Source organism: Arcicella sp. GW821-FHT09D11 (assembly GCF_059416265.1).
In genome coordinates, this window is sequence record NZ_JBWKOV010000002.1 from 574,122 (window position 1) to 586,506 (window position 12,385).

The window sequence follows — 12,385 nt, forward strand, 5'->3', positions numbered from 1 at the left end:
GCTTTTTTATGGAAAAATCTTTAAAGACATATCAATTTAAAAGTGGAGAAACCATTGCTTCTATTGGGGCTAGTGGAGGTGTTTGGGAAATATACTTTGCCTCACAAGTAGAAAATCTAACGTTTTATCTTCAAGATATTGATGCAGATTTATGCAATGAGCAGGAAATAAATGAAGGAGTTTTATTCTATGAAAAAATGATGAAAAAGCCAATTAAGGGAAATTTTATCCCTGTGATTGGCACAGAACGTTCCACAAGTTTACCTAAAAATACTTTTGATAAAGTGCTAATCATTAATAGCCTTCACGAATTTTCGTTCCCTAGTGAAATGATTAAAGATAGCTATGAAGCATTGAAAGCTGAAGGATTGCTTTTTATTGAGGAACAATTAGCCACCTATTCAAGCGAAATACATGAAGGCTGTTTAAAACCATTGTTTTCGGAAAGTGCTTTAATTGAATTGGTAGAAAAGCACGATTTTGTAATAAATGAAACTGTGGATAAAGGGAATAATGTGAAGATTTTTTGTTTTAGAAAGGATAAATTTCAATATAAATAATGCTACTTTAAATAGCTTTCCTTATCTGAGAGAAGAGAAAAAGATTATTCCAAGAAATTTACCGTTCAATAAGTTTTTTGTTACTAGAGAATGTGATGTTTTTTGTTTCTTTTTGGAATGGGTAAATTTGAGTGAAGATCTTGAAGCAATATGAAATTACTATACAATTTGTAACTACGCAACTCAATAATAATCTATACATATAGCAAAATCAAATAAAATACACTATGAGAGAATATAAAATAGCTAAAGGATGGGTAATTTATATGTATGCTGGTGCTACATTCCTAATTGCATTGTTTTCTTGGTTTCTAATGATGCCTTTTATCCCTTCAATGAACGAAGATATGAATTCCACTGCTTATTGGTTTATTATCTCAATTTCATTAATAATGACCTTGAAGGTAGTGGGTATAATAGACACATATAGAAGTAAGTTCGTGATTGATAAGGAAAAAGTTTTTACTGTAAGTACATTTTCAAATAGAGAGTTGATATTGAATGAAATTATGGGATATAGAATTACCGATAAATACATCATCATAGAATCAAATAATGAGCATAAAAAGCAAATCAAAATCAGTAAATATTTTGAAAATACCAATGAAATTGTAGTATGGTTATCAAAAAGATATTCAGACCTTGATGTTGTTGAATCTGAGCAAGAAAAGGAAGAAATATTGAATAATGAAGAGTTTGGATGGACTACAGAACAGAGAGAAGAGCAATTGATAAAAGCTCAAAAGACCGCAAAATACCTAAATTGGATAGGATTAATAATAGGAGCTTGGGCTATTTTTTTTGCCAATCCTTATGATTATGCAATGACTGCTTCAATTATTTTTCCAGTTATTTGTGTATGTGTAATAAGGTATTTTAAAGGCTTAATTAGAATTGACGATAGGAAAGATACTGCTTACCCAACAGCTTTTTTGGCAATATTTGCTCCGAGTGTAGGCCTTTGTCTAAGGGTTTTGCTTGATTATAATATTTTTGACTATTCAAATGTCTGGACACCAACTATCATAATAGCTCTAACTTATATCGCAATTATGACAATTGGAAATAAACAATTTAAGTTTAACACAGTAAAAGACTATTTGAGAATTTTTGGGTTTTCGATTTTTCTATTCGGCTATGCTTATGGTGCAGTAATTGCTTTGAATTGTGTATATGACCAATCGGTACCCGAAAACTTTAATGCAACAGTCTTGAGTAAAAGAATTAATTCGGGGAAAATGAAAACTTATCAATTGGAATTGACCTCTTGGGGATACCAAAAGGGAATCAATGAAGTAACGGTTCCAGAAGAATTATACAATCAACTTGGCAAAGATGACAAAGTAAATATTTATTTTATGAAAGGTCAATTTAATATTCCTTGGTTAGTAGTGTCAGAATAAATAAACAGGGATACTTTTTCCTTTACACTTGTCTGTACAAGAAACCTAATCATAAGTAAATATCAAAAAGCTCCAACAGAGTCGAAAAAATCAATTTCCGACTCCGTTGGAGCTTTTTCAATATAAAGAAGCTCTTTACTTTTTACCCATTGCACTAATCCACGCAGCTATTTTCTTAACATCGCCTTTTGGTAAGTGAGCCATCGGTGGCATTGGTGTTGCGAACTCTGGCCAGTTTGAAGGCTTTGGTTCATAAATCAATGCTTCGATTTGAGCAGCCGAATATTTTCTTTTTGAGATTTCTTGATATGAAGGACCAACAGCACGTTCATTCACTTTATGGCAAGCCAAACAAGTACTTTTGCTTAAAAGCTTCATTGCTTCTGCATCTGAAATTACGCTTGATGTCATTTTTGCCTTAGCCTTTTCGCCAGCAGCCGTTGGCATCGCTTCTTTCATTTGGTTGTCTGGCGTATTTACTTTAGCACCAGCATCGATACGCTCGCGTTGTGCACGAGTTTTTGGTGTTACCAATGTAATGTTAGCTTTTGTACCTTGTGGAATGCTGTTCAACGTATAGTATGCCGAACCGTGTAATAAATTCAAATGTGACGTTGCTGAAAGTACGCCTTCTGGTTTAATGTCATGAATATAACCTTCGCGTAAATTATCCACTACTATTCTTACTTTCAAACCATCTTCACTTGCTTTTGCACCTCTTACTGCATTATCTTTTCTGTCAACAATTGGGCTACCATACACAGGGTGATACTTATATGTATAGCTAGAAATATCATAATTGTTTACATTCTCAGCCGTTTTCTTATCAACTGGCAAAGTAAATTCAATCTCGAAACCGTCTGGCATCGCTCTCACAGCTTTCATTTCGAAAGGCGTTTTTCCAGAGAATACTAATCTTTCTAAACCGAAAGCTTCTTTTCCTGTTGAACCCCAACCACGGTTCGTTCCACCTACGAACATAGCTTTGTCAGTTCCCCAAGCCATTCTTAATACACCTGAACGGAAACCACTTCTGAAATCAAATGAAGCCCCTTGGAATTTACCATTTACTTTTTCTAAAAATACACGTGCAATTTTAGACATCCCTTCATCACCTACAAAAACCTGACCTGCGAAAGGACCAAAACCACCCTGTGTGTCATCCTGAATAATTTCTGATGTAGAAACTCCCAATACACCGTGTGGTAACCAAACTGCTGGCGACTTAATGCCCATGTTTGGATATGTAGTTTTGCCCATTTCGTAAATCGTAGTCATAGGCTCATTCTTCACATATTCAGGTTTGATTTTCGGATTATCTCGTGGGTCAACTTTTGAATAAATCATGTCAGCACGCATTTTTACCGATGATTCTGGACGACCAGCCCAAGCCAATGAAGCTGGGTGACCCATAAAGTCTCCTTCTTCAACTTGTGAAATAAAACCAGAACCCATCCAGTCGCCTTGGTTATCTCCGTAGAAGAATTGGCCATCAATCATCCCAATTCCGCATGGAGAACGCATACCAGCAGCATAAGGAGTCATTTTGCCATCTTCCGTAATTTTCATTGTCCAACCTCTCCAAGGCACAAACGATTTTCCTGCCCACCAGTCAGAGTTACCAAAACCTACATTGCCTGTTACATAAAATGAACCATCTGAACCAATTTTTGGACCAAAAGAGTATTCATGATAATGTCCAGAGATTGGCCAAGAGTAAACAGTTTCGTAACGGTCTGCTTTGCCATCTCCATTTTTATCAACCAGTTTTGTCAATTCACCTCTTTGTGCACAATAAAGATTTCCATTTTTGTAAGCAAGTCCCAAAATTTCGTGCAAACCACTAGCAAACTTGCGAAATACTGGCGAGCTAGAATTTGGGTTTTCGATAATATATACATCTCCACGACGAGTAGAGGCTGCCAAATCACCATTTGGTAAAGTAACCAAACCACCTACTTCTAAAACGATTCCTTCTGGAATAGGAAGCTTGGCAATTTTATAATAATCGTTTTCAGTTGGACCCTCCTGCGCGAAAGCTCCAGTAGTCATTGCCAAAGCTAAACCTATTTTGGTAAGTGAATGGCTGAACGACTGTGTTATATTTTTGATATTCATTTGATTTTTCAGATTAAAACCTCATTAGGGTGAGGGATTTTACCACATTACAGAATATTGTACTTTGTCTTTTACTGGTACTAACAATATGGTATCATTACCAGATTTTTCGATAGTAGCATTTGATGCTTTGATGTAATAGCTTTTGCCATTTACCTCATACGTATCATCCGTCAATTTTGTGATACTTTTTCCTACAGCCAAACGACACATTAAAGCATTGTTTGCCTCTGGATTTTTAAGCGTTAATGAACGCATAATGTATTTCCCGTCGATTACTCTGATTTGGTCTTCTACTTCTGTACCATAAATTTGATAACGGAAAGTCGGTAGATTGTCAGCATCTAAATCATAACCCAACGTACGGAACCCTGCATTTGTGCCCAACGCATCACTTGCTTTTGACTCTCCCGAAACGATAAGAGGAATATCTCCTAAACTTAAGATTGGTCCTCTCGGACGTGACGAACCATCACCACGGTCATCCCACATGGGTGAAGTATTCAAGAAATCACCTTTCCAGATTTGTGCGATAGCACCATTATCTAAATCGTACGTATAATGCAGTTTGGCAGGGTTACCGACATTGATGGCATGAACGATACGTTTAGCATAAGGAGTATTTCTGTTGATGTCTGAGAAAGAACGCAATAACGTTGGTTCTGTAGCATCTAATAAGATAGGGTCTGATGGAGTACCCGCTAAAACTGACCCTAAAGAATGAAAAGGAACAGCACGGAAGTTTGGTCCTTGTACTTCCATTCCTAGAATCGGAGAAACCCAACCATCAGTTTTATAAACCGTAATCTCAACAGGGATATTACCAGCTGGTAAATCCATTGATGCACTACGTTTATCACGTGAAGTCGTCCATTCGTCTCCCAGTAATTCTTTCCCATTTACATTCACATAGTATTTACCACCCGCTTGAAAAGTAAATAGATGTTTTCCTGCCTCAGGAACCTTTAAAGTAGCATTGAAAATCTGCGCAAAATCGTTAGTCTTAGTACCTACTTCCCAAGTAAGCTTGTCTAGTGTACCTGTAGCGTCTGGTTTTTTACTCAAGAAATCTTTAGGCTCTCTGAAATTTCCATAGAATACTTTATAGGAAATATTTGAAAGCTCTGCTGGTTTTCCGCCAAAATTAGAAACCTTTAAATTACGGAAGGCTACTGGACCGTGGTCTCCTTGAATCATGAATGGACCAGTTGGCGCTTCTGTTTCAGAAATTGGACCGCCAGTTGGACCTGTCAGTTCTACATTTTCTTGGATAGCAATGCCATTAAGTTTAATTGAAATTACTTTAGCATTCGCAATCTTCTTACCAGTAGCATCAAAACGAGGAGCTTGGAAAGAAATATCGATATGTTGCCAAAGCCCAGGAGCAAGGCAAGCATTTAAGCGAGGAGCATGTCCATCATAAAGCACTTCTTTACCATTTTCATAACGACGACGCTTATAGATACCTCCACAGTCACCTGTTGATGGGTTTTTCACACCCCAGCTATCTAATAATTGCACTTCGTATCTTCCCATCAAGTAAAAACCTGAGTTAGAATGTACAGCCATCATAAAATCGAATGATACATCTACATCTGCAAATTCTGCTACTGATTGTAAATTAGAACGATTTTGTGCATTAGGTAAATTAGCGAGTACGCCTTTACCCGCCGCTAAGACCATTGTTTCAGGTTTTAATATGTCTGCTGTGACATCTCCAGCAATTTGCCAGTTCGTTTTGTCAGATGATTTCCAATAAGACATATCGTCTAAGGAAACACTTTGCTGAGCAGTTGCAAGCATCGGAAAACACAATGCTGAAACAAGCCAAGCTTTCTTCATAATTTGTAAATTGGACATTTTTTTAGGATAATGTTTGTAAAAAAGAGGCTAAATATAGCACTCAAAAACTATAATTTTATCCTTTATTAAATAGATTTTGTTTCTGCTTATACTCATTGCTTACGATTTGCTTAACTTTGTTTTAGCGACTTTAATCGATTTTTTATGGAAAATAAACCATTTTTTGCTGCCAATACTTCTGTAATGGGGCAGGTTACTTTTGGGAAGGATGTTTCTGTGTGGTATGGTGCTGTAATTAGGGCAGATGTAGAGGCCATTCATATCGGAGACCGCTCAAATATTCAAGATACCGCAGTGTTGCACGCTGACTTAGGCGACCCAACGATTATTGGAAATGATGTGACAATAGGACACGCAGCTATCGTTCATGGGGCAACAATTGGTGATTTTTCGCTGATTGGAATGCGGGCTACTGTATTAAATAAGGCTAAGATTGGTAAATATTGTATCATTGGAGCAAATGCATTGGTGCCAGAGGGAATGGAAATTCCAGATTATTCTTTAGTAGTGGGTATTCCAGCAAAAGTGGTTAAACAAATCTCTCCTGAGCAAGCACAAAAACTACCTTTAAGTGCTTTACATTATGTAGAAATGGCAAAGAGGCATCAGGCTGGTGAGTTTCCTTTGATGGTAATCGACTAGTCGTAGGTTTTCCTACGACTCAAAATGGCAAAGAGCGTCACGCTCGTTCTAAGATTTGGGAATGATAAAATATGTCATGGAATCCTTAAAATTGTATACCTAATTTCGAGCGAGACGCTCTTCTGCATTTTAGGTCTTAGGAGAGCCTAAGACCAGTCGGTGATTAGTCAGTTATAAAAAATGGCTAATGATATAAAAACACTAGCCATTTACCTCTTTAAAAGAATCTATATTTTACTTCTTAAATACCCCACCAAAATTTCAAGCCCTTTTTCGAAGTGAGTATTATTGGGAATAACTATATCAGAAGTTTTGCGATAAGGCTTTACATATTTTTTGAAAGCTGGCTCAACGTGATTATCCCAACGATACATTACATCTTCTTTTTCGCCGTATCCTCTTTCGGCGGCATCACGCCTGATTCTTCTATCCAGTCTGATTTTGCTTTTGGCATCCACAAAGATTTTTAAATCTAGTAAATCCGCAATTTCCTTGAAGTAAAAAACAAACAAGCCTTCCACCACAATAATTGGCTTTGGTTGAAAAGTAATTATTTGTGGAACGATATCTGGATTATTAAAGGTGTATTCTTTCCGTTGGAAAGATTGACCAGAACGAATCGTTTCAACATCAAGCGCATACTGATGTAACTCTAACGATTCGGGTTCATCAAAATTGATGTAGCCATGTTTATCGATAACTTGCTCGTGTCTGTTTTTGTAATAATTATCTTGTGAAATCAAACAAATTTCATCTTTTGAAAAAGAATGAAGTAATTGATTGAGAAATAATGTTTTACCCGAAGCACTGCCTCCGGTGATGCCTACGATAAATGGTCGTTGGTCTGGTCTCATAAAATGATTAAAGTCGTTGAAAAATTTTAGCAAAGGTCGGAAAGATTGTTACAACTTGTATTTTAATTCTGACTCTTTTCTTTTTCAATCTTAAAAAGGAGGTCTTTTTCCTGTAATAATTTTACCATCGAGGATGGCCCATACCTGATTTTTGTAAGTATCACCCAACGGAATATTAAGGTCTTTGTCTAAATAAATCTGATTTCCTTCTATAAATTCTATTTTACTCAAGGAAATAATATAAGAACGATGCACACGTGCGAAGCTTTCTGAAGGTAAAGATTCTTCAAGGTCTTTAACATTCAAAAGAGTGATAAATTTCCCTTTTTCAGTATGAATCGTCACATAATTTCCCAAGCCTTCAATAAAAAGTATTTCAGAAAGATTTATTCTTTGGATTCGATTGTCAGTTTTTACAAAAATAAAATTGTCTGGATTGAGTGGATTATTGGTACTTTCCTGAGGCTGACTGACCGATAACTGTGGAATCTGAACTTTTTGTAAAGCCTGTAAAAAACGTTCAAAAGCAATGGGTTTTATCAGATAATCAATAGCATTATTATCAAAACCTTCGATGGCGTATTGTCTGTAAGCAGTAGTAAGAATAAACTTGCATTTGCCTTTTACAAGTTTTATAAAACTAATTCCTGAAAGCTCAGGCATTTGAATATCAATAAAAACTAAATCTATTTTTTGAGTATTGACAATATCAAGTGCTTCTAGTGGATCAATACTAGTTGCTACAAGATTTAAGTAAGGAATGTTTTTGATATAACTTGTTAGAATATCAATTGCAGCTTGCTCATCATCAATTATTAAACAATTTATACTCATAATGGTGCTCATTCAAGGGTGTAAAAATTCATCTGTTAGGTTAGTTAAGATGAATTCCGTTGGATGTTAATTCAATTTTGGATAATTATTTTAAGTTTTTACAACCGTATAAAGCGATGTGAAAGCATGGTAAATAAATTATTTTTACTATCAATTATTGAGTTTTTCTTACAAAGTGTCAGATTAGCTTTTAAAGGCTATTTAAGCCACTTTATGCGTTTTTCAATACAAAATTACAGATTGTAATCTAGATTGTAGTGCTTGATAATGAGGATAAAAAACTGCAAAATACTGATAATTGAGTTTACCCTTGAAAAGAAGTAGTTCGTCATTTTTTAAGAGGAGTTGGTGTAAATAATTTTTGCAATCAATTGATAAGAATAAAATTTGAACTTATAAGTTCTATGCATAAACGTCATTCTAGTAGATGGTCTGCCTATTATATTCACCTAGTTTTCATCTAATCAATGAAATGAAAGGCTCGTCTTTATGATGTGCCTTTTGTGTTTTATAAGGTGCCGATAGCCTTCGGTTACAGCTTAATAAAAAGATTTACTTGGTAAAAATGAGGGTCATCGATGATGTCTAATTGATGGCATCCAGCGTAGCCTAATTGAAGTCTTTTTTTAGTGTTTTCAAGCCCTATTTTTCCTGATTGAATTTCTATAGGCCCTTGGCGTTTATAATTATGAGTCATAAACTGCAATGCATCTTTGTCAACGTTTACTGTAATTTTTAGAGGTTTCAGGTTATTATTCAACTCTCCATGCTTGAAAGCATTTTCAACGAAAGTAATTAAAATCAAAGGCATGATTTGTTTATCCGAGAGGTCACCAAGAACGGTCAAAATTATTTGTAAACGATTATCATAACGTAGCTGCTGAATCTCGATATAATTCTGAATATGCTTTAGTTCAGATGCTAAAGGCACTTTTTCTACTTGATAATTATCATGGAGGGTATAGCTCATCATCTCAGAAAGCAAGGTTATTGCCCTCGAAAGATTACTAGAATGGGTCTTGGCTTGGAAATAGAAAAAGTTTAAGGTATTGAATAGAAATTCTGGATTTATTTGATTCTTGATGCTCGAAAGTTCTGACCTCACGATAATTTTCTCTAGCTCACTTGTTTGTTTGGCTATTTCTTGCTGTTTTTTTTCTTGAATGATTGTTTTTTCAGCATACCAATATACAAATGCTGTAGGAATCATAATCATTAAATACCATGACCTCACCATCACATTGATACTCCAAAATGGAGTTACATGAATGTTGGCTTCAGTGATAGGCATTAATGTTTTATCAATCCATACACCTAGGTTCGCAATTAAAAAAATGGATAAAAAAATGATGATACTTAGCAATATAGGCTTTTTCTTGTCTAGTAAAAAAGGGAAAATTACTTTTAATGACAGGTAAAAAGTTGCCATTTTAAGTAGAATATTATAAAGGATAATTCCGAAACTAACAAGGTTGATTTGTGTGTCGAAATTTGAATAATGTATAATGCTATGAAACAAAAAATCTAATATCCAATAGTAGTAGTGGTACTTTATTTTAATAGAATTCATAAACTTAATTTCAGGAAGATTTTATGAATATGTTCTGAATGTTCAAATTTGACGACGTGATTATTAAAATATATAATGTAAAGCCTCCTTCGTATTTCTATCAAATCATCATATACTTCACTTTCATTTACTTCTTTTCTTCTTAAATAGATAATGGTTAAAAATAAATCATTTTCCTGTGTCTCAATTAATACTTTTATCGGACGTTCAGTACTATTTAACTCTCCATTTTTTAGGGCATTTTCTATGAATGGACTTAGCGTTAAAGGATGAATACGCCTGTAATTGATATTTCCAATAATGTCTACCTGAATCTGAAGCTTTTCACCAAACTGCATTTGCTGAATGGCAAAATAGTTTTGTATATATTTTATTTCTTGTTCTAGCGGCACTTTGCCTTCATCGTCGTTTTCTTTGATGGTATATCGCATCATTTCAGATAACAACATGACCGAATCCGAGAGTCTTCTTGATACTGGTAGCGCCTGAGCGTACAGAAAATTCAAAGAATTATAAAAAAAATGAGGATTGATTTGATTCTTTAGCGATGAAAGCTCGGCTTCTAAAATTGATTTTTCAAGGATACTTTTTTGTAATTCAGCTTTGCTTTGTTCTCTTACATTCTGAACGAAATTAGTAGCAAACCAATAAGCTAAGGCAAAATGTATTGATAAGTAAAAGTTATTTAACCCAACCGTACAGGATTTATAAAAACTAAATGTGTTATTAGTGATGAAGGGATTATAAAGATAAACAAAAAAAGCATTCCCCAATGAAGATAATGTGGCTAACGTAATTAATAAAAAAAACAGTGTCCTATATTTTTTGGTTGGTAATGTATGGGGAAGAATACGGTGAATCAGTAAGTAAAAGCAAATAATTATTTCTGAGACTGAGATAACAACATTTTGCATCATGTCGTGGGACTGAGCAAATTTTTGAGGTACGGTAATGAATCCAGATAAAAAAAAGTAGAAAGCATAAGCTATCCAAAAAATAATATGGCTACTTGTTTTTCTCATTCAATTACGCTCCTTTTCATTTCAAATTTACCTAGGAATAGGCTTTGATTGGGTTGTTTTTGCATGAAATGGTATATTGTAATGCTGAATCAGCTTTATGTCAGTTTGAAAATGTTATTTCAAAAAATCTTTTTAAGATAGAACATTCATTAAGAGGATAGTTTTGATGAAAGAATAATCTGTCAGAGAAAGTAGCATAATTACAGAATGTGGAGGGATTTGCAGGCAACTATTTTATAATGAATTCACCTTTTTTAATTTCACATCTCTCAATTCCGAACTTCTGAGTTATCTTTGTCGTTCAGTTTTATTAGAAGTGTTTATATGATTTAATAAAGGATTTTCAAAAGTTAAATGGATTGATTTTTTGAAAAAGCGTAACCTTTAACACATAAGAATGGGCGATTTAAAAATAAAAAAAGAGGACATCATTAGGGCGTTATCAACGGTACAAGAACCAGATTTAAAGAAAGATTTGGTTACGCTCAATATGATTAAAGACATTGAATTAGGTATTGGTGAGGTTCGTTTTACAGTAGTATTAACAACTCCTGCTTGCCCATTAAAGGAAAGAATTCGTAGAGAATGCGTTGAAGCTATCCATGAGCATGTGGATGAAAATCTCAATGTAGTAATTGACATGACGGCCGATGTTACCTCTTCAAGAATGGGAACAGCACTATTACCAAATGTCAAAAATATCATTGCGATTGCTTCTGGAAAAGGGGGAGTAGGAAAATCTACAGTAACAGCCAACTTGGCGATGGCGCTTAAACTTTCAGGCGCTAAAGTTGGAATTATTGATGCTGATATTTCGGGTCCTTCTATTCCTGTTATGTTTGGTGCAGAGGACATGCAACCTTTGGTGAGTCAGATTAATGGTAAAAACATGATTCAGCCAATTATGCAATATGGCATCAAAATGATTTCGATGGGCTTTCTGGCTCCACAAGATAATCCAGTGCCTTGGCGTGGACCAATGGCTACGCAAGCGTTGCGTCAGTTTTTTAGTGATACCCATTGGGGCGAATTAGATTATTTATTGATTGACCTTCCTCCGGGAACTTCTGATATTCACCTTTCATTGGTGCAACTTGTACCAGTAACAGGTGCGGTAATTGTAACAACACCACAGAAGGTAGCATTGGCTGATGCTACGAAAGGATTGATGTTTTTCCGTCAGCCACAAATTAATGTACCCGTGTTGGGCGTTATAGAAAATATGGCCTACTTTACGCCTGAAGAATTGCCAGATAATAAATATTATATTTTCGGAAAAGATGGCGGCAAGAACCTAGCGATTAAATACGAAACAGCATTATTAGGCGAAATTCCTTTGGTACAAAGTATCAGAGAAGCAGGCGATGAAGGTAGACCAGCTGTCATGAGTGACAGCATTATTGCCACTGCTTTTAAGCAATCGGCAGAATTGTTGGCTCAGCAAGTGGCTATCAGAAATGCGACAAAAGAAAAGACTACTCCAGTACAAGTAAAAGTGTAGTTTTTCTTGTATATTTGA

Annotated in this window: 10 protein-coding genes; 4 read left to right on the forward strand and 6 right to left on the reverse strand. The window is 35.2% G+C overall.

What is annotated here, in order from left to right:
• The first annotated feature begins 8 nt into the window (after nt 1-8).
• Together AC07N0_RS07555 and AC07N0_RS07560 are read left to right on the forward strand one after the other, a co-directional pair.
• Nucleotides 9-560, forward strand: coding sequence for a class I SAM-dependent methyltransferase (locus AC07N0_RS07555; RefSeq protein ID WP_494588701.1), 552 nt, complete (start codon nt 9-11; stop codon nt 558-560).
• A gap of 227 nt (nt 561-787) precedes the next feature.
• Nucleotides 788-1,963 (forward strand): hypothetical protein, encoded by a 1,176-nt coding sequence (locus AC07N0_RS07560; RefSeq protein ID WP_494588702.1) that lies wholly within the window; start codon nt 788-790, stop codon nt 1,961-1,963.
• 135 nt (nt 1,964-2,098) lie between these two features.
• Here AC07N0_RS07560 and AC07N0_RS07565 read toward each other — a convergent pair whose 3' ends face one another.
• Together AC07N0_RS07565 and AC07N0_RS07570 are read right to left on the reverse strand one after the other, a co-directional pair.
• Nucleotides 2,099-4,081: a c-type cytochrome gene (locus AC07N0_RS07565; RefSeq protein ID WP_494588703.1), complete on the reverse strand. Its 1,983-nt coding sequence runs from the start codon at nt 4,079-4,081 to the stop codon at nt 2,099-2,101.
• A 39-nt stretch (nt 4,082-4,120) separates the two neighbouring features.
• Nucleotides 4,121-5,941: a 3-keto-disaccharide hydrolase gene (locus AC07N0_RS07570; protein ID WP_494588704.1), complete on the reverse strand. Its 1,821-nt coding sequence runs from the start codon at nt 5,939-5,941 to the stop codon at nt 4,121-4,123.
• Between the two features lie 147 nt (nt 5,942-6,088).
• Between AC07N0_RS07570 and AC07N0_RS07575 the strand changes: the two genes are divergently transcribed.
• Nucleotides 6,089-6,586, forward strand: coding sequence for a gamma carbonic anhydrase family protein (locus AC07N0_RS07575; protein WP_494588705.1), 498 nt, complete (start codon nt 6,089-6,091; stop codon nt 6,584-6,586).
• Nucleotides 6,587-6,813: 227 nt separating this feature from the next.
• On the opposite strand, the gene AC07N0_RS07580 is transcribed toward AC07N0_RS07575, so the two are convergent.
• The 4 genes from AC07N0_RS07580 to AC07N0_RS07595 form a co-directional block, all read right to left on the reverse strand.
• Entirely contained in the window at nt 6,814-7,440 is a 627-nt protein-coding gene (locus AC07N0_RS07580) for a uridine kinase family protein (RefSeq protein WP_492801932.1), read from the reverse strand.
• 90 nt (nt 7,441-7,530) lie between these two features.
• On the reverse strand, nt 7,531-8,274 hold the full coding sequence (locus AC07N0_RS07585; RefSeq protein WP_492801933.1) for a LytR/AlgR family response regulator transcription factor: 744 nt from the start codon (nt 8,272-8,274) through the stop codon (nt 7,531-7,533).
• A gap of 532 nt (nt 8,275-8,806) precedes the next feature.
• The gene (locus AC07N0_RS07590) at nt 8,807-9,703 is read right to left on the reverse strand and encodes a sensor histidine kinase (RefSeq protein WP_494588706.1); all 897 of its coding nucleotides are present in this window, start codon (nt 9,701-9,703) and stop codon (nt 8,807-8,809) included.
• Nucleotides 9,704-9,840: 137 nt separating this feature from the next.
• Complete coding sequence (locus tag AC07N0_RS07595) at nt 9,841-10,866, reverse strand: sensor histidine kinase (protein WP_494588707.1); 1,026 nt, start codon at nt 10,864-10,866, stop codon at nt 9,841-9,843.
• Nucleotides 10,867-11,263: 397 nt separating this feature from the next.
• On the opposite strand from AC07N0_RS07595, the gene AC07N0_RS07600 reads away from it, so the two are divergent.
• Nucleotides 11,264-12,367: an Mrp/NBP35 family ATP-binding protein gene (locus tag AC07N0_RS07600; protein WP_494588708.1), complete on the forward strand. Its 1,104-nt coding sequence runs from the start codon at nt 11,264-11,266 to the stop codon at nt 12,365-12,367.
• The last annotated feature ends 18 nt before the right edge of the window (nt 12,368-12,385 follow it).

Excerpts from the sequence above, each read along its gene's own strand:
- AC07N0_RS07555 (WP_494588701.1), top strand. The coding sequence starts at position 9 with ATGGAAAAATCTTTAAAGACATATCAATTTAAAAGTGGAGAAACCATT.
- AC07N0_RS07560 (WP_494588702.1), top strand. The coding sequence starts at position 788 with ATGAGAGAATATAAAATAGCTAAAGGATGGGTAATTTATATGTATGCT.
- AC07N0_RS07565 (WP_494588703.1), bottom strand. The coding sequence starts at position 4,081 with ATGAATATCAAAAATATAACACAGTCGTTCAGCCATTCACTTACCAAA.
- AC07N0_RS07570 (WP_494588704.1), bottom strand. The coding sequence starts at position 5,941 with ATGTCCAATTTACAAATTATGAAGAAAGCTTGGCTTGTTTCAGCATTG.
- AC07N0_RS07575 (WP_494588705.1), top strand. The coding sequence starts at position 6,089 with ATGGAAAATAAACCATTTTTTGCTGCCAATACTTCTGTAATGGGGCAG.
- AC07N0_RS07580 (WP_492801932.1), bottom strand. The coding sequence starts at position 7,440 with ATGAGACCAGACCAACGACCATTTATCGTAGGCATCACCGGAGGCAGT.
- AC07N0_RS07585 (WP_492801933.1), bottom strand. The coding sequence starts at position 8,274 with ATGAGTATAAATTGTTTAATAATTGATGATGAGCAAGCTGCAATTGAT.
- AC07N0_RS07590 (WP_494588706.1), bottom strand. The coding sequence starts at position 9,703 with ATGGCAACTTTTTACCTGTCATTAAAAGTAATTTTCCCTTTTTTACTA.
- AC07N0_RS07595 (WP_494588707.1), bottom strand. The coding sequence starts at position 10,866 with ATGAGAAAAACAAGTAGCCATATTATTTTTTGGATAGCTTATGCTTTC.
- AC07N0_RS07600 (WP_494588708.1), top strand. The coding sequence starts at position 11,264 with ATGGGCGATTTAAAAATAAAAAAAGAGGACATCATTAGGGCGTTATCA.